At 69.3% G+C, this 21,434-nt stretch carries 25 protein-coding genes; 9 read left to right on the top strand and 16 right to left on the bottom strand.

Going from position 1 to position 21,434, the window contains the following annotated elements:
- Positions 1-26: 26 nt before the first annotated feature.
- The 8 genes from HUG12_RS14785 (at position 27) to HUG12_RS14750 (ending at position 7,923) form a co-directional block, all read left to right on the top strand.
- Positions 27-2,063, top strand: coding sequence for an ABC transporter substrate-binding protein (locus tag HUG12_RS14785; RefSeq protein ID WP_179269511.1), 2,037 nt, complete (start codon positions 27-29; stop codon positions 2,061-2,063).
- Between the two features lie 107 nt (positions 2,064-2,170).
- Positions 2,171-3,160, top strand: a complete 990-nt coding sequence (locus HUG12_RS14780; protein WP_218836327.1) for an ABC transporter permease — start codon at positions 2,171-2,173, stop codon at positions 3,158-3,160.
- A gap of 2 nt (positions 3,161-3,162) precedes the next feature.
- The gene (locus tag HUG12_RS14775; RefSeq protein ID WP_179269510.1) at positions 3,163-4,122 is read left to right on the top strand and encodes an ABC transporter permease; all 960 of its coding nucleotides are present in this window, start codon (positions 3,163-3,165) and stop codon (positions 4,120-4,122) included.
- A 1-nt stretch (position 4,123) separates the two neighbouring features.
- Entirely contained in the window at positions 4,124-5,281 is a 1,158-nt protein-coding gene (locus HUG12_RS14770; protein ID WP_179269509.1) for an ABC transporter ATP-binding protein, read from the top strand.
- Positions 5,251-6,651 carry an ABC transporter ATP-binding protein gene (locus tag HUG12_RS14765; RefSeq protein WP_179269508.1) on the top strand — a complete coding sequence of 467 codons (1,401 nt, stop codon included), beginning with the start codon at positions 5,251-5,253 and terminating at the stop codon, positions 6,649-6,651. The genes HUG12_RS14770 and HUG12_RS14765 overlap by 31 nt, the downstream gene beginning before the upstream one ends.
- A gap of 3 nt (positions 6,652-6,654) precedes the next feature.
- Positions 6,655-7,134 (top strand): hypothetical protein, encoded by a 480-nt coding sequence (locus HUG12_RS14760; protein ID WP_179269507.1) that lies wholly within the window; start codon positions 6,655-6,657, stop codon positions 7,132-7,134.
- Positions 7,124-7,588 (top strand): hypothetical protein, encoded by a 465-nt coding sequence (locus HUG12_RS14755; protein ID WP_179269506.1) that lies wholly within the window; start codon positions 7,124-7,126, stop codon positions 7,586-7,588. The genes HUG12_RS14760 and HUG12_RS14755 overlap by 11 nt, the downstream gene beginning before the upstream one ends.
- 74 nt (positions 7,589-7,662) lie before the next feature.
- Entirely contained in the window at positions 7,663-7,923 is a 261-nt protein-coding gene (locus tag HUG12_RS14750; protein ID WP_179269505.1) for a hypothetical protein, read from the top strand.
- A 75-nt stretch (positions 7,924-7,998) separates the two neighbouring features.
- Here the strand turns inward: HUG12_RS14750 and HUG12_RS14745 are convergent, their stop codons facing one another.
- From HUG12_RS14745 to coaBC, 14 genes are all read right to left on the bottom strand, one after another.
- A complete protein-coding gene (locus HUG12_RS14745) occupies positions 7,999-8,538 on the bottom strand; it encodes a hypothetical protein (protein WP_179269504.1) in 540 nt (179 codons plus the stop codon).
- Positions 8,538-8,783, bottom strand: coding sequence for a hypothetical protein (locus HUG12_RS14740; RefSeq protein ID WP_179269503.1), 246 nt, complete (start codon positions 8,781-8,783; stop codon positions 8,538-8,540). The genes HUG12_RS14745 and HUG12_RS14740 overlap by 1 nt, the downstream gene beginning before the upstream one ends.
- Before the next feature lie 49 nt (positions 8,784-8,832).
- Positions 8,833-9,279: a hypothetical protein gene (locus HUG12_RS14735; RefSeq protein ID WP_179269502.1), complete on the bottom strand. Its 447-nt coding sequence runs from the start codon at positions 9,277-9,279 to the stop codon at positions 8,833-8,835.
- Positions 9,280-9,381: 102 nt separating this feature from the next.
- Positions 9,382-9,948, bottom strand: coding sequence for a hypoxanthine/guanine phosphoribosyltransferase (hpt, locus tag HUG12_RS14730; RefSeq protein ID WP_179269501.1), 567 nt, complete (start codon positions 9,946-9,948; stop codon positions 9,382-9,384).
- A gap of 116 nt (positions 9,949-10,064) precedes the next feature.
- Positions 10,065-11,810 carry a Na(+)/H(+) antiporter subunit D gene (locus HUG12_RS14725; RefSeq protein ID WP_179269500.1) on the bottom strand — a complete coding sequence of 582 codons (1,746 nt, stop codon included), beginning with the start codon at positions 11,808-11,810 and terminating at the stop codon, positions 10,065-10,067.
- Positions 11,807-13,552, bottom strand: a complete 1,746-nt coding sequence (locus HUG12_RS14720; RefSeq protein ID WP_179269499.1) for a cation:proton antiporter — start codon at positions 13,550-13,552, stop codon at positions 11,807-11,809. The genes HUG12_RS14725 and HUG12_RS14720 overlap by 4 nt, the downstream gene beginning before the upstream one ends.
- Positions 13,549-15,021: a proton-conducting transporter transmembrane domain-containing protein gene (locus HUG12_RS14715; RefSeq protein WP_218836326.1), complete on the bottom strand. Its 1,473-nt coding sequence runs from the start codon at positions 15,019-15,021 to the stop codon at positions 13,549-13,551. Before HUG12_RS14715 ends, HUG12_RS14720 begins: the two co-directional genes overlap by 4 nt.
- Positions 15,014-15,370 (bottom strand): cation:proton antiporter subunit C, encoded by a 357-nt coding sequence (locus HUG12_RS14710; protein ID WP_179269498.1) that lies wholly within the window; start codon positions 15,368-15,370, stop codon positions 15,014-15,016. The genes HUG12_RS14715 and HUG12_RS14710 overlap by 8 nt, the downstream gene beginning before the upstream one ends.
- A complete protein-coding gene (locus HUG12_RS14705) occupies positions 15,367-15,861 on the bottom strand; it encodes an MnhB domain-containing protein (protein ID WP_179269497.1) in 495 nt (164 codons plus the stop codon). The genes HUG12_RS14710 and HUG12_RS14705 overlap by 4 nt, the downstream gene beginning before the upstream one ends.
- On the bottom strand, positions 15,858-16,391 hold the full coding sequence (locus HUG12_RS14700) for a DUF4040 domain-containing protein (RefSeq protein WP_179269496.1): 534 nt from the start codon (positions 16,389-16,391) through the stop codon (positions 15,858-15,860). Before HUG12_RS14700 ends, HUG12_RS14705 begins: the two co-directional genes overlap by 4 nt.
- Complete coding sequence (gene mnhG / locus HUG12_RS14695; protein ID WP_179269495.1) at positions 16,388-16,768, bottom strand: monovalent cation/H(+) antiporter subunit G; 381 nt, start codon at positions 16,766-16,768, stop codon at positions 16,388-16,390. Before mnhG ends, HUG12_RS14700 begins: the two co-directional genes overlap by 4 nt.
- A complete protein-coding gene (locus tag HUG12_RS14690) occupies positions 16,769-17,044 on the bottom strand; it encodes a cation:proton antiporter (RefSeq protein ID WP_179269494.1) in 276 nt (91 codons plus the stop codon).
- 3 nt (positions 17,045-17,047) lie between these two features.
- Complete coding sequence (locus HUG12_RS14685; protein ID WP_246308059.1) at positions 17,048-18,088, bottom strand: monovalent cation/H+ antiporter subunit E; 1,041 nt, start codon at positions 18,086-18,088, stop codon at positions 17,048-17,050.
- Positions 18,089-18,214: 126 nt separating this feature from the next.
- Positions 18,215-19,390, bottom strand: coding sequence for a bifunctional phosphopantothenoylcysteine decarboxylase/phosphopantothenate--cysteine ligase CoaBC (coaBC, locus tag HUG12_RS14680; RefSeq protein WP_179269493.1), 1,176 nt, complete (start codon positions 19,388-19,390; stop codon positions 18,215-18,217).
- Positions 19,391-19,625: 235 nt separating this feature from the next.
- Here coaBC and HUG12_RS14675 point away from each other — a divergent pair, with 235 nt between their 5' ends.
- Positions 19,626-19,895, top strand: coding sequence for a DUF7571 family protein (locus tag HUG12_RS14675; RefSeq protein ID WP_179269492.1), 270 nt, complete (start codon positions 19,626-19,628; stop codon positions 19,893-19,895).
- A 231-nt stretch (positions 19,896-20,126) separates the two neighbouring features.
- On the opposite strand, the gene HUG12_RS14670 is transcribed toward HUG12_RS14675, so the two are convergent.
- Both HUG12_RS14670 and HUG12_RS14665 read right to left on the bottom strand, forming a co-directional pair.
- On the bottom strand, positions 20,127-20,333 hold the full coding sequence (locus HUG12_RS14670; protein WP_179269491.1) for a cold-shock protein: 207 nt from the start codon (positions 20,331-20,333) through the stop codon (positions 20,127-20,129).
- A 172-nt stretch (positions 20,334-20,505) separates the two neighbouring features.
- Entirely contained in the window at positions 20,506-21,303 is a 798-nt protein-coding gene (locus HUG12_RS14665; RefSeq protein WP_179269490.1) for an FAD-dependent oxidoreductase, read from the bottom strand.
- Between the last annotated feature and the right edge of the window lie 131 nt (positions 21,304-21,434).

Here is a 21,434-nt window from a genome sequence, read left to right as displayed (position 1 = left end):
TATGATATTACATAACGAAGCCTCGTATGTCCGACAGTCAGACCGGATCGAACCGTCGTCGGTTCCTCAAGGGGACCGGTGCAGCAGCCGTCTCGCTCGGCCTCGCCGGGTGTAGCGGCGGCGGGGACGACACCCCCGAGGAGGACACCCCCACCGAAGACCGGACGCCGACGTCGAACGAACCGCAGGGGGACGTCCCCACCGGCGGGACGTTCAACATCGGCATGTCCCAGGAGCCGGACGGGATCAACGTCCTCAACACGAACTCGGCGTACTCGAGCCTCATCCTCAACGAGATCCACGGCTACGGGACCAGCGTCAACCCCGTCACCTCCGAGGTCGTGCCCTCCGTGTTCACCGACTGGGAGTTCGAGGAGCTCGACGAGACGGGCGACAACGACCAGTCCAACGTTCGCGTGCGCATCAACGTCCGCGACGGGCTGACGTTCAACGACGGCAGCGAGCTGTCCGTCTCGGACGTCGTCTTCTCGTACAACTACGTGATGGAGCAGCAGCCGGGCGCGTACGTCTCCTACATCGACCCCATCCTCGAGGTCTCCGAGTCCGACTCGAGCGACTGGGACGTCGACATGATCCTGAACCAGCCGCTCGGCACCTACGACTCGACCCAGCTCGGGTTCATCCCGATCCTGGCCGAGAGCGAGTGGAGCGACGTCGACGACTACCAGACGTACGAGCCGTCGCCCGACGCGGACGGCGAACTGCTCGGCCTGGGTCCGGCCGTCCTCACCCGGTACGAGCCCGACACGTCCATCGAGATCAGCTACGCCGACCGCGAGGGCGAGTACCTCCTCTCGGACGTCGCCTGGAAGGAGGAGACCAACGGCCTCATCGCCGGCGGCCCGTTCGTCGACGCGGTCCGCGTCTTCGTCTACGGCAGCGACAACGCCCTCAACCAGGCGTTCCTCCAGGGCGAGATCGACTCGATGTACGACGGCATCAACACCTCCCGCATCAGCGACGTGGAGGAGGCGGAGGGGCTCAGCCTCGTCGACGGGTACGACACAGGCTACAGCCACTACTCGATGAACCTCCGGAACGCCCCCTTCGACGACGTCACGTTCCGGCAGATCATCGGCTTCGCGTACGACGAGATCTACCGAACCGAGCGGCTCGGGCAGGGGTACCTTCAGTCGGGCGACTTCGTCATGCCGCCGGGCTACACCCAGGTCCGACCGGAGACCTCCTCCGACACCGACGTGCTCACCGCCGACGCGTCCGAGGCGTTCGCGTTCCGCGAGTCCGAACCCGGCGTCGTCGACGTCGAGGGGGTCCGCGAGTTCCTGACGAACGGCGACGTCATCTCCGGGGAGGAGGGCGAGTTCGCCGGACGGCAGTACCCCGGTAGCCACACCGGCGTCACGGCGAGCCAGACCGAGTCGAAGTACGAGTACACGTTCGGCGAGGTCGAATCGAGCGTCCTCGCGGACGCGGGCGCCGACCAGGAGATCCGCATCGACGGCCAGACCGTCACCGAACTCCGGGACGGCGAGCCGCTCACGTTCTACATCACCCCCGCGGAGGACGGCCCGCAGGCCGCCCAGATGATGGAGAACTTCATCGGCACGCTCCACGAGATCGGCATCCCCGTCGAGCGCGAGGTCAACACGTTCAACACGATGCTGACGAGCGTCTACGTCGAGGAGGACTTCGACCTCTACCCGATGGGCTGGGTCAACCTGTCGCCGTTCGCGGTCAGCACGCTGTACGGGCTGTTCCACAGCGCGAACGCCGACGACCACTCGGAGGGTAACTCCGACACCGACTACAACAACCCGATGGGGTACGGCCTCTTCGAGGACGCGACCGCCGACGACCTCATCGAACGGGCCCGGACCGAGATGGACGCCGACACGCGTAACGACCTGGCCCGCCAGGCCGTCGAGCAGATCTACCTCGACATGCCCTCGCTGGTCACGAGCTACGACATCGTCAAGTGGCCCGTCAACGACGCCGACTGGGACGGCTTCGTCGGCAACATCCCGGGCCCCGGCTCCACGTACCTGGGGACGCAGTTCGAGCAGGTCTACCAGGCGGAGTAACGCGACCGGTTTCCCGAGAACCGGCCTTTTGACGCCCGACGCACCGAGTCAACAGATTCATATCGAATCCATTTCGATGTTCGCGTACACGAGCGGTCTGACAACGTATGACTAGAATTAGTGGACGATACCTGGCGAAGCGGGTCGTCGTTTCGTACCTGACGCTCCTCGTCATCATGTCGCTCCTGTTCGTCCTCCTCCGCAGTATGCCGGGCTCGTTCGTCTCGAGCATGATCGACCCCGGAATGACCGCAGAGCAGGTCGAGCGGATCAGACAGGAGTGGGGACTGAACGAACCGTTGTGGAAACAGTACGTCAACTTCATGGTGAACTACCAGACTGGCAACTTCGGGCGCTCGCCGACGAACAACGCCCAGGTCTGGGACCTCGTGATCCGACGGATGCCCCGGACGATCGTGCTGTTCGGGTCGACGTTCCTCGTCGGCTTCGTCATCGGCCCGCTGGTCGGGATGTACCTCGGCTGGTGGCGGGGCAGCACAAAGGACAAGGGCATCTTCAGCACCTCGCTGTTCGTCTACTCCATGCCCGCGTTCTGGATCTCCTGGCTGTTCATCTGGGTGTTCAACTACGAACTCGGCTGGCTCCCCAGCGCGTACATGTTCACGCAGTTCCCGGAGTTCGAGTGGACGGCCTTCACGATCATGCGTGACGTACTGTACCACATGGCGCTGCCCATGATGAGCCTCGTCTTCATCGGGTGGGTCGGCTCGATGCTCATCATGCGGCCGACGATGAACAACGTGACCGACGAGGGGTACGTGTTCCTCGCGCGTGCGAAGGGGCTCTCGGAACGGACCGTGATGATAAAGCACGCGGCCCGCAACGCGCTCATCCCGGTCGTGACCGGCGCGATCATCAGCCTCGCGTTCCTCATCGACGGCTCGATCATCATCGAGAACGTGTTCAACTGGCCCGGGATGGGGCAGCTGATCGTCGACGCTGTGCTCAACCGTGACTTCCCGGTGGCGCAGGCGACGTTCTTCATGATCGCGGTGCTGGTCGTCATCATGCGGCTGTTCACCGACGTCGTCTACACGTACCTCGACCCGCGGATCAAATTCGGCGAGGAATCCTGACGATGGCGACCGAACAACGCGACGCCTCGAACCTCGAATCGTTCAAGAAACGCTGGGAGCCGCGGATCGAGCGGTTCCGCCGGAGTTGGGGTCGGTTCACCGAGCACAAGATGGGGGTCCTGGGGCTCCTCATCATCCTCGTCTACTCGCTGTGGTCGATCGCGCCCGGCTTCTTCGCGCCCCACTCGCTGGAGTGGGTCGCCTACCTCGGGGAGCCGCCCCACGACGCCAGGCTGACGGGCGAGCAGATCCGGACGCTCCCCCACCCGCCCGCGTTCGGCGACCCGTTCTTCGCCCCGCTCGGGACCAACTCACACGGGTTCGGCATCCTGACGCTCGTCATCTACTCGGCGAGCAACGCGATGTACATCGGCATCGCCGCGGGGCTGCTCTCCAGTCTCGTCGGCGTCCCCCTGGGGCTCATCTCCGGGTTCTACGGCGACACCTGGATCGACGAGACGATCCAGCGCGTCGTCGACGTGATGTACGGCCTGCCGTTCCTGCCGTTCCTCATCGTGCTGGTCGCCATCCGTGGCATCTCGACGACCAACATCATCATCGGGATCGCGGTGACCTCCTGGCTCAACAACTGCATCACCATCCGCGGCGAGACGCTCTCGCTGCGGGAGCGCTCCTACGTGGAGTCGGCGAAGGTCGCCGGCGCGAGCGACACGCGCATCATCTTCCGGCACATCATGCCGAACATCCTGCCGCTGTCGTTCGTCTTCCTCGCACAGGACGCGGCGGGCGCCATCCTCGCGCAGGCGGCGCTCGCGTATCTGGGGCTCGCCGACTTCACGGCGATCTCCTGGGGCATCATGCTCGAGAACATCAAAGCGGAGGGGTACGTGTTCGAAGCGTGGTGGTGGCTCATCCCGCCGGGGCTCGCCATCACCCTGCTCGCGGCCGCCTTCTACTTCATCGGCTTCTCGATGGAGGACGTGACGAACCCACAGCGATAACATGACACTACTCGAAGTCAACGACCTCTCGATCCGGTACGCGGTCGAGGACGGCTCGTCCGTACACGCGGCCGACGGCGTCTCCTTCAGCGTCGAACCCGGCGAAACGTACGGGCTCGTCGGCGAGTCCGGCTGCGGGAAGACGACGCTCGCGAAGAGTCTGGTCCACCTGCTCGATTCGAACGGCTACATCGAGAGCGGCGAGGTGTGGCTCGACGCCACGCTCCCCGCCTGGGAGGACGGGAACGGCGACCCCCGACCCGAGATAATCGAGGACGAGAGCTACCCCGTCCGCGCGGACGGGATGACGAACCTCGCGGCGCTCTCGACCGAGCAGATAAGGGACGTCCGGTGGCGTGACGTGGCGCTCATCCCACAGAGCGCGATGAACGCGCTGAATCCGGTGTACCGGGTCGGCGATCAGATCGTCGAGGCGATCCTCCGACACGAACCGAACACGAGCAAGCGCGAGGCCGACGGGCGCGCCCGCGACCTGCTCGAACGGGTCGGCATCGAGCCGGAACGGGCCGACGACTACGCCCACCAGTTCTCCGGCGGCATGAAACAGCGGGCGGTCATCGCGATGGCGATGGCGTGTAACCCCGACCTGCTCATCGCCGACGAGCCGACGACGGCGCTGGACGTCATCATCCAGGACCGGATCCTGGAGGAACTGGAGAAGCTCCAGGAGGAGTTCGGAGTGTCCATCCTCGTCATCAGCCACGACATCTCGGTGATGGCCGAGATCTGCGACCGGATGGCGGTCATGTACGGCGGGAAGGTGATGGAGAGCGGCCCGAAGGAGGACATCTTCGACGACACCGCGAACCCGTACACCCTCGGGCTGAAGAACTCGTTCCCGACGATCACGGAGGCCCAGCAGTCGCTCGTCTCCATCCCGGGGACGCCGCCGACGCTGCGCGACCCCGAGGAGGGCTGCCGGTTCCGCGAACGGTGCCCATTCGTCGTCGAGGAGTGTCACGCGACGCACCCGCCGATGTACGACGTGGAGGCCGCCGCGGCCGACGGCCGCCGTCTGGAGGCGGGCGACCAGCGGGCCCACCGGTCCGCGTGCTACCGCGTCGACGAACTCGAATCGATTCGCACGGACGCCACTCAGGAGGAAACATGGACGGCACAGGAGATCGAGAACCGCTAGTCGAAGTAGAGAACGTCAGCAAGCTGTTCGGCACGTCCCAGGGCGTCGTCGACACCCTTCTGGGGCGCGAGCCCCGTCCGGTGCGCGCGGTCGACGACGTCTCGTTCACCATCGAGCGGGGCGACATCGTCGGAATCGCCGGCGAGTCGGGCTGCGGGAAGACGACGCTCGGCAAACTGCTGGTGAAGCTGTACGAGCCGACGGAGGGGACGATCCGGTTCGACGGCACCGACGTCACGTCGATGTCCACCGGGGAGGAGTCGGAGTTCCGCAAGCGGGTCCAGATGATCTTCCAGGATCCGTTCGAGTCGCTGAACCCGCGGATGTCGGTCTTCGACACCGTCGCCGAGCCGCTGAAGATCAACGGGATCGTCGGCGACTACGAGGAGCGTCGCGAGCGCGTCCGCGAGGTGCTCGACGACGTGGGGCTCGCCCCCGCGGACGTGTACCTCGACGCGTTCCCGGACGAGCTGTCGGGGGGCGAGCGGCAGCGGGTCGCCATCGCCCGGGCGCTGGTCGTCGACCCCGAGTTCGTCGTCTGTGACGAGCCGGTGTCGATGCTGGACGTCTCCATCAGGGCGGGCGTGCTGAACCTGATGAAGGAACTCCAGGAGCAGTACGATCTGACGTACCTGTTCATCAGCCACGACCTCTCGCTCATCCGGTACATGTGCGACCGCGCCGGCATCATGTATCTGGGGAACATGGTCGAACGGGGGCCGACCGGCGACGTCGTCGACGACCCGAAACACCCCTACACGGAGGCGCTGTTCGACGCGGTCCCCGACGTGGAACTCGGCGCCGACCGCCGGCGGGCGAACGCGACCGGCGAGGTCCCCTCCCCGCGGGACCCCCCGCCGGGCTGTCGCTACAACCCCCGGTGTGCGAAGGTGATCCCGCCCGAGGACTGGGCCGGGAGCCAGGAGTCGTTCCGGCGCGCACACCAGTTCAAGCTGAAGCTGCGGCGCGGCGACGTCGAACCGGAGTCCGTCGGGCCCGACTCGCCCGAGCCGGCACGCGCCCTGCTCGAACGGGGGCTCACCCTCGACGTTCCCGAGGAGTTCCAGACGGGGACGGAGGTCGAGTCCGGGGGGCACCGCGTCTCCCTCCGGGAACTCGACCTCCCGGCCGCCGCCCGCGACGCCCTCCTCGAAGCGGCCGAGGTCGCGCTCGAGGGCGAGCCGGACGCCGCGGCAGACGACCTCGAGCGCGTCGTGACGACGGTCTGTGAGACCGATTACCCCGACCCCCGCACCGTCGCGACCCGCGAGGTCGCCTGTCACCGCTACGACGGGGAGGGCCACGGCGCGGACGGCGACTCCGGCGTGGACCGCGCCGCGCCGGTCGATCCGGTCGCCTCGGAGGACTAGACGGTGGCGGTCCCGCGCTCGGGAACCCTCCTCTCGGCGCTGCTCGCGCTGCTGCTCGTCGCCACCGGGACGGCGTTCGGGCTCACGTTCGACGCGCAACTCGACTGGCACCAGCGGGACTCGGTGAACGCCGCGGTGACGGACCTCTCGCTCTCCGGGACGGACGAGGGGCACCGCGTCGTCGCGGACCTCCGGGTCGGGAACCCCCTCGACAGGCCGATCGAGCTGACCACGGTCCGGCTACTCGTCTTCGAGGGCGACCCGCCGCCCGAGACCGGGGACCGACTCAGCGTGCCGCGCACCGCGACCGTCGAACGGGTGACCCTCGGGGCCGGCGAGACGAGGACGCTCCGGGTCGAGGCCGACGTTCACGACGACGACGTGGACCGGACGCGACGGGCGCTGGCGGCGGGCGACGCGTCGAGCCGGGGGCAGCTGACCGCGCGGATGGCGGGCGAGGAGTTCGATATCCGTGTCGAGTAGCGTCTCGACGCTCCGGTCGACGGTCGCCAGCCCGGCGCGGGCGTCCCAGGGCTCGCCCCGCGAGCGACTCGTGGTCGTCCTCCACGTGGGCGTCCTCACGGGCCTGCTCGCGTCGATGGCCCACTACGTGACCCTCCACGCCGAACTGGCGCCGGGGTGGGTCGCGTCCGCCCCCGCGTTCGCGCTCGTCGTCGTCTCGGGAGTGCTCACGAAGCTGCTCGCCCAACAGATGCGAACCAGCGCCGCCGCCGTCCTCGTGGCGTGTCTCGCCGGACTCGGGTTCTCGGTCGGCTTCGAGATCTCGCCCTACTACCTCCTCGGGATCGACACCATCGGGGGGTACGCGGTCGTCCGGCCGGTGGGCCGGGCCGTGCTCGCGTTCGTCGGCGAACAGTTCCCGCTCCAGTTCCTTGGGTACGTCCTCGGCGTGGTGTACGACGGAGCCAGGGCCTGAGCGCACGATCGGGACGCTCGGGTCCGGTCCCGGGGGGCGACAGAGCTTTCCCGGCGGCGTCGCAACCCGCACCCATGCCGAAGGAGCTCCCCACCGAGGACAGGCCGGTCCGCGAGCGGGGGACCTACGCGAAGCACGGCGGCGACCCGACCGTCGCGTCGTACGCCTCCTCGCTGTTCTTCCTCCTGTCGGTGCCGACGTTCGTGGTCGTCGCCTACGCGGGCCACTGGGAGGGACTCTACCCCGAGTCGACCGTGATCCCCGTCTTCACGGGCCTGCTGGTCGGCTCGCTCGTCGTCGTCTTCGCGCTCATGCACGTCCTGACGGGCAGGTAGGGGACGGCGGACCCGCCCCGTGGTCGAAAACGAGTTCCGCGGCGGGGCGACCGATCGGTTCCGGTCGGCGCCGCGTCAGTACCAGCGGTCCCCGTAGACGCAGGTGACCGGCTCCGTGACGACGTTGGTCGCGAGCGCCAGCGTCACGAGCACGACGTCGTCGCCGTAGTCGGCGGGGTCGACGCCGTCCCCCGTCCACGCGGCGAGGCCCACGCCCAGGTCGACGTGCGAGTCGAAGACGGTGACGAGCCACTCCTCCGGGAGCGAGCCGTCGACGTCGGCCTCGCGGACGAGCCTGAACAGGTACTTGAACGTCGTGTCCTCGCGGCCGCTCACGTCGCCGCCCGCCTCGAAGCCGGGGACCTGCGGCGTCCCGAACAGCTGGACGAGCCGGTAGAGCACCATGCCGACGTCGAGGCTCCTCCCCGCCGACCCCGGTTCGACGTCGAGGGACGCGGAGACGTCGTTCCGTTCCTCCTGCAGGTTCAGCTCCCGGAGCTCCTGGCCCTCCGCCCGGCGGGACTCGATCTCCTCCCGGGCGACCGGGACGAGCGTGAACTCCCGGAGCTCCTCCAGCGACGGCGCGTCGGGATGGTCGCGGATGTCGATCGGCATCAGGTCGCGAACCGCATGAACCCCTTGTAGCCGGCGTACGCCACACCGACGAGCAGGACGCCGGTGACGAGGACGATGATCGAGTCCGTCCTCGTGACGCCGTCGAGGCCGTTCATATCGAAGTAGAGGGTGGTTCCGATGATGATGAAGATGTATGCCAGGACGATGCTCGCGAGGCCGACGAGGAGCGACAGCCCCCCGAGCGGACCCACGAGTCGGTCCGGGATACGCCGTTCCGTGGACATCGCTACCACAGTCACGACCGTCCCACCTAATATATCTCCCGTTCCGGTTTCAGGGCTCGTCCGCGGCGGTCCCGTCGCGTGGCGCGCGTCCGCTTCGTTCGTCCCGTTCGTCCGGCGTCGACTCCCCGTCGGGGCGCCCGCCCCGTTCCCGTTCGGCGTCGCCCGGGGCGGCCTCGCCCAGGGGGCTCATGCTCGGGTCGAACTCCGCGTCCTCCCCGGAACGGGGCGTCCCGTCGCCCCGGTCCGGTTCCCGGCGGGAGGCTTCCCCCTCGCCGGCGTCGCCGCTCGTCAGGTCGTACGCCTCCGCGACGGGTCGCCGCGCCCGGTAGCCGAGCGCGATCAGGACGGAGCCGAGCACGAGGTGGAGGGCGAACGCGGGCGAGGCGAGGGCGATCTCGCCGGTGACGAGCGAGAGGTGGAACCCCTGGCCGACGAGGAGCGCGCCGACGACGAGGAGGACCGTGCTGATCAGCCCGTAGAACCGGGTCGAGACCATGCGAGAGCCTCGTCCCGGCGGGGTGAAAAGGTTCCCGTCGCGGGCCGCGTGGCGAACGCCCCGAAGAGCCTCTCGGGAGTTCGTCCGCCCCGATGCGCCCGCTCAGCCGTCGCCGAACTCGTCGACGATGACGACCTCGCCGTCCTCGACGGTGACGTTGACGAGCGTCTTCACGGAGTAGTCCGTGTCGTCGAGCTTGTTCGGGCCGGCCTTCTTGATGACGGCGACGACGTCGACCACGTCGGCCCCGATGTGGGTGAGCGCGTCGAGGATGCCCTTCATCGTCCCGCCCGTCGAGAGCACGTCGTCGAGGACGAGCACCTTGTCGCCCTCGTACACGTCGTTGATGTACATCTCGGACTCCGAGTAGCCGGTCTCCTGGGCGAGCGCCACCTCCCCGTCGAGTCCGTACTCCCGCTTGCGGATGACGACGAGCGGGATGTCCGTCATGAGCGAGAGCGCCGTGGAGATGTGGATGCCCATCGCCGCGGGGGTGACGATCTTGTCCACGTCCTCGATCTCGGCCTTCCGGATGATGCGGATGACGATCTCGCGCAGCAGCTCCGGCTCGAGCATCGGGACGCCGTCGCTGATCGGGTGGACGAAGTACTGGTAGTCCCCCTTCTCGATGATGGGAGCGTCGAGCAAGGACTGGCGCAGTTGGTCCATGTCGTGGGGACGGCGACTCCCCGGTAAAACCTGACGGATTGAGGGTGGTCGTCCGGGAATCGGGGGAGTTCCGGGCCGGACCGAACCGCCCCCGTCGGGTCACGCCCCCGGCGGGATCACAGGACGACGAGGAGCGCGAGGACGACCATCACCGCGACGAGCAGGATGCTCGTCCCGACGCCCGCACGGAGGTCGCCCGTCGCCCCGTCCGAGTCGTCGGTCGCCTCGGCCGACCCCCGTCCGCCCGCGCCGAGACGGTCCACGAGCGTCTCCGGGTCGCGCACCGACCGGGACACCGCGCTGGTGAACGCGACGACCGCCCCGTCGACCGCGGCGTACAGTTCGGTCACGCCGACGACGAGCGCCCGGGTACCGTAGAGCGCGAGCGGGTTGTACAGGCTGTCCACGTCGGGCACCTTCCCGATCCTGTTCAGCGGCTTCTTCAGGACCGCGAAGCCGACGACCCCGAGCGCGGCGAGGATCAGCCCCTCCTCGACGTGGCCGAGGGTGTAGGCCGTGTACTCGAGCGAGTCCGCACCGGGCAGGAGGGCGTACAGCGCGGACGGGTAGAGCCCGTAGAGCACACACAGCGCGGCGACCGACACCATCGCGACCTGCTGGCCCCGGTTCGCGACCTCCACGTCCCCCTCGTACTCGCCGTGGAGGAAGACGTAGTAGCCGAGTTTGATGAACGAGAGGAACGTCCCGACGCCCCCGGCCAGCAACAGGTACCAGAGGACGTCGAGGTGCTCCTCGTGGGCGGCGGCGATGACCATCCCCTTGGAGACGAAGCCGTTGAACCCCGGGAAGCCGGCGATCGAGAGGGCCGCGACGAGGAACGCCCCCGCGGTGACGGGGAGCTTTCCGGCCAGCCCCCCGAGGTCGTCGAGGTGCTCCTCGCCGGTCCGGTAGATGACGACGCCGACGGTCATGAACAGCAGGCTCTTGTAGAGGATGTGGTTGAACACGTGGCCGAACGCGCCAGCGGTGGCCAGCGCGCCGCCGAGGCCGACGCCGGCGATCATGTACCCGACCTGCGACTGGATGTGATACGAGAGCAGGCGGCGCATGTCGCCCTGGAGCAGCGCCATCGACGCGCCGAACACCGCCATCAGCCCGCCCATGTACGCGATCGCGAGCTCGCCGTCCGGGAACGCCCGGAACATGCCGTACACGCCGGTCTTGGTCGTGTACACGCAGAGGAAGACGCTCGCGGCGACGTGCGGGCGCGGGTACGTGTCCGGCAGCCACGCGTGGAGGCCGACGAACCCCACGTTGACGCCGATGCCGACCGCCGCGAGGACGGGCGCGACGACGCCCGCCATCCCCGCCCCCGTGAACAGGAACGTCCCCGCCTCCGCGTAGTGCCAGACGACCGCGCCCAGCAGCAGCGTCCCGCCGATGCCGTGGAACAGCGCGTACCGGAAGCCGGCGCGGACCGCGCGGCCGCCGTAGTGCCACACGAGCAGCGTGCTCGTGACGGCCATCAGTTCCCAGAAGAAGATCAGGGTGAGCCAGTCGCCGCCGAACACCGCCCCGAGGCTGGTGCCGACGTAGCCGAGCGCGAACGCGGTCTGGACCGCGTCGGCGTCGCTGGCCCACGAGTACAGCACCGCGACGGAGCCGATGAACCCGAAGATGACGCCCATCACCCGGGAGAAGCCGTCCACGTTGAACAGGACGGCGTCGAAGCCGAACAGCAGCGTCGGGAGGTGCTCGCCGCCGGGCACGAGCCAGACGTACGGCACCACGAGCGCGGTCGCGAGCACGCCGAGTGCGTGGCCGGTCCGGCGCCCGACCAGCGGGAGCAACAGTGCGACCGCGAGCACCGGCACGAACGGCGGGACGAGCGGGTCTATCATGGGACGCTCACCCCCGTGACGCCCGCGACGACGAGGCGGACGACCCGCAGGAACACGAAGCCGTCGGGGACGACGCCGAGCACGATCGACCCGGCCGCGACGACGAGGATCGGCCCGAGCATGAACCAGGTCGACTCACCGCCGGTCCAGCCGCGGCGCTCCCAGCCGTCGGCGTGGGCGCCACGGGCCCCGTGACCCTCGTGCACGTCGTGGTCCTCGTGCGCGTCATGCTCGTCGGGTCCACCGACGCCGTCGGACGGTTCGGCGTCGACGACCCCGCTCCCGTCCGCCGCGGGGGTGCCGCCGGTCGCCTCCGACCCCCCGACGGGGCCCGACAGGACCTCCCCCCACCGGCCCCCGAGCGGCGCCTCGACGATCGGCTTCGGGTCGTCCTCGCCCGGCGACTCGAAGAACGCGGTGTAGACCACCGGCCAGAAGTAGGCGATGTTCAGCACGCCCGAGACGAGCAGGGCGAGCGCGAAGACGGTCCCGCCGGTCGAGACGGAGCCGATGAGCAGGAAGTACTTGCTCACGAAGCCGGCGACGAGCGGGATGCCGGCCATCCCCGCCGCGGCGACGGCGAACGCCGCCATCGTCAGCGGCATCCGTCGCCCGATGCCGGCCATCTCCGAGACGTCGTCGGTGTGGGTCTCGACGTGGATGGCGCCCGCACAGAAGAACAGCGTGATCTTCATGAACGCGTGGGCGGGGATGTGCAACAATCCGCCGACGAGCGCCGTCGGGTCGAGCACCGCCAGCCCGAGCACGATGTACGAGAGCTGGCTCACCGTCGAGAAGGCGAGCCGGCGCTTGAGGTTGTCCTGCCGGAGCGCGATGACGCTCGCGGTCAGGAGCGTGAACGCCGCGACGGCCGCGAGCGGGAGTCCTGCGCCGAGGTCCGCGACCGTCTCCGGTCCGAACGTGTCGAGGACGACGCGCGCGATGCCGAACACCCCGCTCTTCACCACCGCGACCGCGTGCAGCAGGGCGGAGACGGGCGTCGGCGCGACCATCGCGTCGGGGAGCCAGGAGTGGAGCGGCATCAGCGCGGCCTTCACGCCGAAGCCGGCGATCAGCAGCGCGAACGCCAGGCGGGCGAGCGCCGGGTCGGCCGCGGAGAGGCCGGCGATGCCGCCCGGCGTGAACGCGACGGAGCCGGTGAGCCAGTAGACGAGCGCGGTGCCGCCGAGGACGGCGACGCCGCCGCCGAAGGTGTACGCGAGGTACTTGCGGCCGGCCGCCCGCGCCTCGTCGGTCTCGTCGTGGGCGACCAGCGGGTACGTCGCCACGGTCAACAGCTCGTAGAACACGAACAGGACGACGAGGTTCGACGCGAACGCGACGCCCATCGCCGCCGAGAGGCTGCCGGCGAACGCCGCGAAGTAGCGGGTCTGTGACCCCTCGTCGAGCCCGCGCATGTAGCCGACGCTGTAACAGCTCGTGACGACCCAGAGGCCGCTGGCGAGCAGTCCGAACAGCAGTCCGAGCGAGTCCACCTCGAGGGCGAACCGGATTCCGGTCTCCCCCCCGGCGGGGAGGAACGTGCCGAGGTCGGTCACGTACGAGTCGCCGGCGAGCACGCCCGGAACCATGCTCGCGACGACGGCGAACTTCGCCAGCGCGGCGACGCCGGTCCACGATTCCCTGAGGTTCGGCCGCCGGCCGGTGGCGAGGATCGGCCCGATGGCGACGGCGGAGACGAGCACGGCTGCGAGCGGTCGGAGAGAGAGTATCTCGGTCATTGCAGGAGGTTCTCTACGGTCGGCTGGAGCAGCTGTTCGAACGACGGTACGCCCACGGCAAGCCCGACTGCGAGGAGGGCCGCGCCCACGACTGCCGCGTACATCCCGAGCGAGGCGCGCCCGCCGTCGGTCGCCGCGACGTGGGACGCCACTCCGGGGGCGTCCCGGAAGAACATCCGCTCCACGATCCTGGCGAAGTACGCGAGCGTCAGGAGCGTCGAGAGCAGGATGACGGCCGTGAGCGTCCACGCCCCGGCCTCGATGGCGCCGATGACGATGTACCACTTGCCGAGGAAGCCGATCGCGGGCGGCACCCCGACCATCGCCAGCACGAGGACGCCGAACGCCCCGGCCGCGACGGGCATCCGGTCGGCCAGCCCGTCGTACTCGGCGACCGTGCGCGCGCCGGTGCCCGTCGCGACGAGCCCGGCCGCGAGGAACAGCCCGCCCTTCATCACGGCGTGGCCGACGAGGTGGACCGAGAGGCCGACCAGCGCCGTCCCGTTCGTCACCGACAGCGCGGCGACGATCAGCCCGAACTGCGACACCGAGGAGTACGCGAGCATCCGCTTCACCTCGGTCTGGGCCACCGCGAGGCCGCTCCCGACGACGATGCTCACCGTCGCGACGGCGACGAGCAGGTCGCGCGCCAGCGGCGTCGCCTCCAGGAACTCGGGGGTGAACACCGTCAGGACGACCCGCACGAGCGCGTAGGCGCTCACCGTCGACACCAGCGCCGCGATGAGCCCGCTCACGCTGTCGGGCGCGCCGGCGTACGCCTCCGGCTGCCAGGTGTGCAGCGGAAACATCGCGACCTTGACGAACAGCCCGACGACGACGAGCACGAACGCCGTCCGGACCAGCGGCGAGCCGTAGCCGACCGCCGCGAGTTGGGTCGAGAGGTCGGCCATGTTCAGCGTGCCCGTGGCGACGTAGGCGTAGCCGACGCCGAGCAGGTACAGCGACGCGCCGAACGTCCCGACGATGAGGTACTTCAGCCCGGCGACGGCGGAGCGTCCGCCCTCGCCGCTCGCGACGAGGGCGTACGCGGTGAGGCCGGTGATCTCGAGGAACACGTACAGGTTGAACACGTCGCCCGTGACCGACATCCCCGAGAGGCCGGCGACGAGCAGCAGGTACGTCGCGTAGAACCCGTTCGACCGCGGGCCGGCCGTGCGGGCGTACGCGAGCACGCCGAGCGCGACGACCGCCACGAGCACGATCATCGACGCCGTGAGCCCGTCCACGACGAGTTCGATGCCGAACGGGAGCTCGAAGTCGCCGACCGCGTAGCTGATCGGCCCGTCGACGAACGCCCGGACGGCGACCGTCGTCGCGATCGCGACCTGCACGACGGCGGTCACGAGCGCGACGTACCAGCCGGTGTGCGGGCGGAACGCGCCCGCGAGCATCGCGACCAGCGAGCCGACGATGGGAACCACGACCAGCATCGCGGGGAGGTCACTCACCGCCGTTCACCTCCTCGACGAGGTCGGCACTGAGCGTGCCGTACTCGTTGTAGATGCGGACGACGAGCCCCAGCGCGACCGCGGTGAGGCTCACCCCGACGACGATGGCCGTCAGGATGAGCACGTGGGGCAGCGGGCTGACGTACGGGGCAGGTTGCGAGAGCAGCGGGGCCGAGCCGCCGTCGAGGTACGCCGAGGAGATGAAAAAGAGGAAGATCCCCGTCTGGAACACGTTCATGCCGATCACCTTCTTCACGAGGTTCCTGTTTCCGATCATCATGTACACGCCGATCCCGAGCAGCAGGAACGCGGCGACGTAGTACGCCCGTCCCGCCAACGCGTCGATCACTCCGCCACCTCCTCTTCCTCGGTGAGTTCGTGGCCCGCCGCGAGCGCGAAGAACAGGCCGACGACGGTCCCGGCGACGATGATGCCGATGCCGAACTCGACCAGTTCGATGCCGTACTTGCTGGCGTGGTGGACCGGAACGGCGGAGTACTCGAGGAACGCCCCGCCGAACGCCATCGCCGTCAGGCCGACGCCGACGAAGAGCCCGACCCCGACGACGAGCTGGACGACCAGCAGCGTCGAGGAGAGCCACCCCCGCGTCGGGCCGACGCCGAACGCGATCGCCAGCATCAACACGACCGTGCCGACGATGACCCCGCCCTGGAAGCCGCCGCCGGAGGAGTCGGCGCCGTGGAACATCACGAACAGTCCGAGCGTGAACACGAACGGCGCGACGATCCTGACCGTCGCCATGATGATGGGGCTCTCGACGTACGGGCGGCGGGAACGGGACCCCTCGCCGTCGTCGTCGGTCCCCGTCCAGGCGCTCATATCGCCACCTCCCGTCGGAGGACGACGAGGATCCCGACGATCGCCGCGTACACGACGACCGCCTCCCCCAGCGTGTCGAACCCGCGGTAGGCGGCCAGCACCGCGGTGACGGCGTTCTCGACGCCCGTCTCGGGGTAGGCGTTCGCGAGGTAGTACTCGGTCACGGCCGAGGTGGCGACGGGCGTCGTGTCCGCCCCGACCCGGGGGAGCGCCCCGAGCGTCGTCAGCAACGCGCCGACCAGGACCGCCGCGACGCCGAGGGCCGGCCAGTCGACGCTGACGAGGAGGTCCTCGCCCGGCGGCCGAACGGTCTTGGCGATGGTCAACAGGAACAGCACCGTCACCACGCCCGCGCCGACGGCGGCCTCCGTGAGTCCGACGTCGGGCGCCCGCAGGATCACCCAGACGATGGCGACGCCCAGGCTGTAGGCCGCGAAGGCGATGATCGCGCCGAGGACGTCCCTGAGCAGCGCCGTCGTCACGGCACAGGCCAGGACGAACAGGAGCAACGCGACCTCGAGGGGCGTCACGCCCGCTCACCTCCCTCGTCCGCCGCGGGGGGCCCCTCGTCCACCGCGGGGGTCCCCTCCTCGGCCGACGCGTCCTCGTCGGTCCATGGCTCGATCCCCTGGTCCGCGGCGGCGCGGGCGATGGCGTGGGCCGCCGTCGGGTTGGTGATGAACATGAACACGAGCAGCAGGCCGACCTTCAGCGTTCCCGGCTCCGGGCCGAGCGCGATCCCGGCGGCCCCGAGCGTGAGCACGGCGCCGAGAGTGTCGCTCTTGGAGGCGCTGTGGGCGCGGGTGTAGAGGTCCGGAAGCCGGACCAGCCCCACGGCCGCGACCAGCGCGAAGAACAGGCCGCCGCCGAGCAGCGCCATGACGGCGGCCTCCCTGAGGGTGACCATCTACAGCACCCCCCCGCGTTCGACCGTGAACTTGGAGATGGCGATGCTCATGAGGAAGTTCAACAGGGCGTACACGAGCGCGATGTCGAGCACGCCGGGGCTCCCGGTCGCGACCGCGAGCAGCGCGACCACGACGACGGTGTTGGAGCCGATCACGTTCACCGCGATGACGCGGTCCTGCATCGTCGGGCCGCGGACGACCCGGTAGAGGACCGAGAGCGTGACGACGAGGAACCCGGCCGCGGCCGCGAGCAGGGCGTCGACGATCAGGGTCACGGGCTATCGCCCCTCGCGTTCCGACGGCGTCGGCATTCGCGCGGCGTTGCGACCGTAGAAGACGAACCGAACGGCGCGTTCGAGCGACCCGTCGAACAGGTCCTCGCGCGCGCCCGCCGTCAGCGTGTGTATCGTGAAGTGCCGGCTCTCGACGTCGATCGTCAGCGTGCCGGGCGTCAGCGTGATGCTGTTCGCGAGCGTCGCCACCGGGATCTCCGACCAGACGGCTGCGTCGAACTCGACGACCTCCGGGTCGATGGGGAGCTTCGGGTGGAGGACGACGTACGCGATCCCGACGTTCGCCTTCGCGATCTCCCACAGCAGGAACGGGACGTACAGACACAGCCGACCCATCTGGCCGAACAGGCGACGGGGCTGGATCGGACCGGTCAGCGAGACGTGCCACAGCACCGTCGAGACGACCGCACCCGTGACGACGCCCGTCACGAGGTCATATGGGGCGAGCGACCAGGCGAGCAACAGGTAGAACACGGTCGAGAGCCCGAACAGCAGGAGGAACTGCCCGGCGCCGGAGCGTCGGACGAGCCGGCTCCGGCGTGTCGGCCGGTCCACCGGCGCCTCCTCGACGGAGAGGCCGGTTCCGCGGATCTCGGACTCGAGCGCCGGGAGCAGCGGCGTCGCCCCGGTCGGGTTGTACTCCGGGTCGAGGACGACCGACTCGACGTCGTGCTGGCTCGCGTATCGCTCCAGCACGTCGGCGTAGTCGCCCGGGCTGAACAGGTACTCGTCCTCGCCGACCGTTGCGGTCACGACCCGGACCCGCCGGTCGTCCTCGCCGAGGTCCTCCTCGGCCCACAGTTCGATCCGCTCCAGCAGTTCGCGGGCCTCCTCGTCCTCGTCGCCGAGGCGGCCGCGGCTGGAGAGGGGGTAGACGAAGTGGACGACCGGCGTCGCCGCCTCCGACTCGGCGGCCTCGTGGAGGACGTGCGCGACGGTGTTCCGCAGCGTGGTCGACTCCTCGACCGGAACGAGGACGGCCCCCCCGGTCACCGTGACCCCCTCCGGACGGAACGGTTCTGGCACCGCGTCGATAGAGCCGCAGAACGGTAGCTAGTGGCAATCACGTTCGTTGGGCGAAGGTTCGGATGAGCCAATCAAAATCGTTGTGATTCGGGATACACGTGTCGAGGTCGATCCGGCGGGCGGCGGTCAGCCGAGTTCCCCGGACAGTTCCGTCGCGACGCGCACGCCGAGGCCGTGTTTCGTCCCCTCGTACTCCGCGAGGTCGGTCTCCCGCACGAACAGCGCCCGGGTGGTCTCCCCGCCCATCACCGACGCGTCGTTCGCGACGACGAACGAGAGGCCGACGCGGCCGAGCAGTTCGCGGGCCTCCTCGGCCATCGCCTCGTCGTCGCCGTCCGTCTCCGCCTTGAACCCGACGATGGCCAGGTCGGGGCGCGCCTCGCGCACGGCGTCGACGAGCTTGGGCGTCGGCCGCAGTTCGAGCGTGAGCGACTCCTCGCCCGACCGGATCTTCTCCGCTGCCGGCTCGACCGTGTAGTCCGAGACGGCCGCCGCTGAGACCAGCGCGTCAGCGTCCGCGCAGGCTTCGAGCGCGGCGTCGGTCATCTCGGCGGCCGTCCCGACGGACACGACGTCCGCGTACGGCACCTCGCCGCCGTCGTGGAGCAGGGTCACGTCGGCTCCGAGCACGTGGCAGGCGCGCGCGACCGCCCGCCCGGTCCGCCCCGACGCGCGGTTCGTGAGCACGCGGATGGGGTCGACGGGTTCGCTCGTCGCCCCGGCGGTGACGACGACGCGGCGGCCCGCGAGCGGGCGGTCCTCGCCGGAACGGGCGGCGCGGGCGGTCGCGGTGACGATCGCCTCCTCGCCCGCGATCTTCGCCTTCCCCTCCTCGACGCGCGGCTCCACGAACTCGACGCCCCACGACTCGACGCGCTCGATCGCCTCCAGCACGCCGGGGTGGTCGTACATCGGCTCGTGCATGGCGGGCGCGACGACGACCGGGACGCCGGCGCCGAGCGCCGTCGTCGCGCAGGTCGTCACGGGCGTGTCGTCGACGGCGGCGGCCACCTTCCCGACGGTGTTCGCCGTCGCGGGCGCGAGGAGCAGGACGTCCGCCCAGCCGTCGGTGCCACAGAGTTCGACGTGCTCGACGGCGCCGGTGATCTCGGTGACGACGTCGCTCCCGGTCGCGAACTCGAGGGCCCACGGGTGGACGATGCCGCGGGACGCCTCGGTCGTCACGGCCCGAACCGAGGCGCCCCGCCTGCGGAGTTCGTGGACGAGTTCGACGGTCTTGACCGCCGCGATGCTCCCGGAGACGCCGAGCGCGACGTTCGCGTCCGCGAGGAGGTCGGTCATTACCCGCCCCTACTCCCGACCGGGTGTTAAATCGTCGCTCTCCGCGGGGTCCGCCCCGCGGTCGGAACCGCGCCGTCCCCGCACCCGTCGCCGGAGCCGTGGCGGCGGACCGCACCGCCGTCCCTTCCCTCGGCGTGGATCTCGAAACGGGACGGCTCGAACCGGGGACGGTGGGTCCGTCGGTTTCCGGAAGCAGGTATTTAGGGTGCGGCCACGTTGGGACACGTGCATCGCCATGAAACCGTGCCAACGCTGCCAGGCGGTCATCGACGAGTACACTCTGGACAAACAACTCGAACCCCTGCGCGATCTCACGGTCGACGACTTCAACGTCTGTGCGGACTGTGCGACCATCGTCGCGGACGCGTGCGTGAAGTGCGGCGGCGCGGTGTACGTCCCCCGGGGGGAGTCGGTCACCCCCGACTACTGCCCGGCGTGCCGGTCCGACCTCATCGACCAGACCGGGCACGACCCCGGCTGGAATCGCGGTTCCACGTCCGCCTGAACGGCACCCACCCCCGAACGACGGGTCCGCCACCATCGCCACTTGAGGGAGGCGGAAGCGGGGATCCGCTCCAGGGGACGCGTCGTTCGAGGCGGTCCCTCGGACGGATTCGAACACGCCGGTCGGGAGCGGACGACGACGGAGCGGACGAACACCCTCAGCTACGGCACGTAGTGGCGCGAAAGAACTGAGTCATCAGCCGTCGCCGCGAGCGACGGGCGACGTTCGTCGTTACTTGCGGACGAGGTTCGTCGCGCGCGGTCCCTTGGGGGATGATTCGATGTCGAACTCGACTTCCTGACCCTCCTCGAGGTCGTCGCCGCCGACGTCCTCCATGTGGAAGAAGACGTCCTCGTCGTCGTCGACGCCGTCGTCGTCAGTCGAAATGAAACCGTAACCGCCCGTGTCGTTGAAGAAGTCAACCTTACCGTTTGCCATTGCGAACGAACGTAGTCCCGAGTCGGGGATAACACTTGCGAGGGCCGAGGTACCACGACCACCGATCGCGCGATACGCACGACCGCCGGTCGACTCGACGGCGGAGCGTCGCCGGTCGGACGCTCGTGAGGCACGGTCGCCGGGTGATCAGTCGGCGTTCGAGGGGTGCCGATCAGCCGTCGTCCCCCTCCCAGTCGGCGTCCACGCGCCCCCGCTCGTCGTCGACCAGACTGGGGTGGGTGCGCTGGCGCTGGTCGTGCGGTTCCGCGAAGTACTCGCGCATCGTCTCGCGGGACTCGGCCTCCCTGTGGTCCCGCTCGCCGGCGTCGATCTCCTCACAGCCCGGCGGCACCTCCCGCCCGCGGTCCGTGAAGTACCCTTCGGGGGCGACCCAGTCGTGGTAGTAGGGAACCTCCGCGTCGTGGACGAGCGTGATCCCCGCCTCGGCGCCGTGTCCGGCCGCGACGACCGCCTGGTGGTACTTCTCCGCGAGTCGCCCCGCGACGTAGACGCCCGCGACCGACGTCCGGCCGACGCCGTCGACGGCGACGTAGCGCTTGCTCCCGGCGTCCCGTATCTCGACGCCGAGTCCGTCCAGGTAGTCCGCGTCCGACCACGACGCCGCCACGACCCGCGCCGCGGTGACCGTCCTCCCGTCGGACAGGGTGGCCACGAACTCGCCTTCCGTGCCCGCGAGGTCCTCGACGGTCCCCCCGACCAGTTCGGCGCCGTTTCGCCCGGCCTGGTCGCGGAGCATGTCCGCGAACAGCCGCGGGTTCACGCCGGCCGGGAAGCCGGGGAAGTTCTCCAGGTGAGCGTTGCGCCGGAGGATCGACTCTTCGCCCGAGACGACGAGCGTTCGAAGGCCGGCACGGGCCGTGTACGTCGCCGCGGTGAGCCCGGAGACCCCGCCGCCGGCGACGAGAACATCGCAGTCGGCGGTGGCATCGTCGGTGGTGACGTCCGTCATGGTTCGACCGGTTCGAGGGGACCGACAAAGGTGTGACCACCGATCGGCGCCGGCCGATCGTCGGCGGTCGCGACGACCGAAACTGAGACGGACGGTGGAATTACATTTAACTTTTCTTCAGTTGTTTTTAA

It is taken from the genome of Halorarum salinum, assembly GCF_013402875.1.
GTDB classification, from domain to species: domain Archaea; phylum Halobacteriota; class Halobacteria; order Halobacteriales; family Haloferacaceae; genus Halorarum; species Halorarum salinum.
This window is presented reverse-complemented; position numbering and strand designations above follow the sequence as displayed.

Excerpts from the sequence above, each read along its gene's own strand:
- HUG12_RS14785 (WP_179269511.1), top strand. The coding sequence starts at position 27 with ATGTCCGACAGTCAGACCGGATCGAACCGTCGTCGGTTCCTCAAGGGG.
- HUG12_RS14780 (WP_218836327.1), top strand. The coding sequence starts at position 2,171 with ATGACTAGAATTAGTGGACGATACCTGGCGAAGCGGGTCGTCGTTTCG.
- HUG12_RS14775 (WP_179269510.1), top strand. The coding sequence starts at position 3,163 with ATGGCGACCGAACAACGCGACGCCTCGAACCTCGAATCGTTCAAGAAA.
- HUG12_RS14770 (WP_179269509.1), top strand. The coding sequence starts at position 4,124 with ATGACACTACTCGAAGTCAACGACCTCTCGATCCGGTACGCGGTCGAG.
- HUG12_RS14765 (WP_179269508.1), top strand. The coding sequence starts at position 5,251 with ATGGACGGCACAGGAGATCGAGAACCGCTAGTCGAAGTAGAGAACGTC.
- HUG12_RS14750 (WP_179269505.1), top strand. The coding sequence starts at position 7,663 with ATGCCGAAGGAGCTCCCCACCGAGGACAGGCCGGTCCGCGAGCGGGGG.
- HUG12_RS14745 (WP_179269504.1), bottom strand. The coding sequence starts at position 8,538 with ATGCCGATCGACATCCGCGACCATCCCGACGCGCCGTCGCTGGAGGAG.
- HUG12_RS14740 (WP_179269503.1), bottom strand. The coding sequence starts at position 8,783 with ATGTCCACGGAACGGCGTATCCCGGACCGACTCGTGGGTCCGCTCGGG.
- HUG12_RS14735 (WP_179269502.1), bottom strand. The coding sequence starts at position 9,279 with ATGGTCTCGACCCGGTTCTACGGGCTGATCAGCACGGTCCTCCTCGTC.
- hpt (WP_179269501.1), bottom strand. The coding sequence starts at position 9,948 with ATGGACCAACTGCGCCAGTCCTTGCTCGACGCTCCCATCATCGAGAAG.
- HUG12_RS14725 (WP_179269500.1), bottom strand. The coding sequence starts at position 11,810 with ATGATAGACCCGCTCGTCCCGCCGTTCGTGCCGGTGCTCGCGGTCGCA.
- HUG12_RS14720 (WP_179269499.1), bottom strand. The coding sequence starts at position 13,552 with ATGACCGAGATACTCTCTCTCCGACCGCTCGCAGCCGTGCTCGTCTCC.
- HUG12_RS14705 (WP_179269497.1), bottom strand. The coding sequence starts at position 15,861 with ATGAGCGCCTGGACGGGGACCGACGACGACGGCGAGGGGTCCCGTTCC.
- mnhG (WP_179269495.1), bottom strand. The coding sequence starts at position 16,768 with ATGGTCACCCTCAGGGAGGCCGCCGTCATGGCGCTGCTCGGCGGCGGC.
- coaBC (WP_179269493.1), bottom strand. The coding sequence starts at position 19,390 with ATGACCGACCTCCTCGCGGACGCGAACGTCGCGCTCGGCGTCTCCGGG.
- HUG12_RS14675 (WP_179269492.1), top strand. The coding sequence starts at position 19,626 with ATGAAACCGTGCCAACGCTGCCAGGCGGTCATCGACGAGTACACTCTG.
- HUG12_RS14670 (WP_179269491.1), bottom strand. The coding sequence starts at position 20,333 with ATGGCAAACGGTAAGGTTGACTTCTTCAACGACACGGGCGGTTACGGT.
- HUG12_RS14665 (WP_179269490.1), bottom strand. The coding sequence starts at position 21,303 with ATGACGGACGTCACCACCGACGATGCCACCGCCGACTGCGATGTTCTC.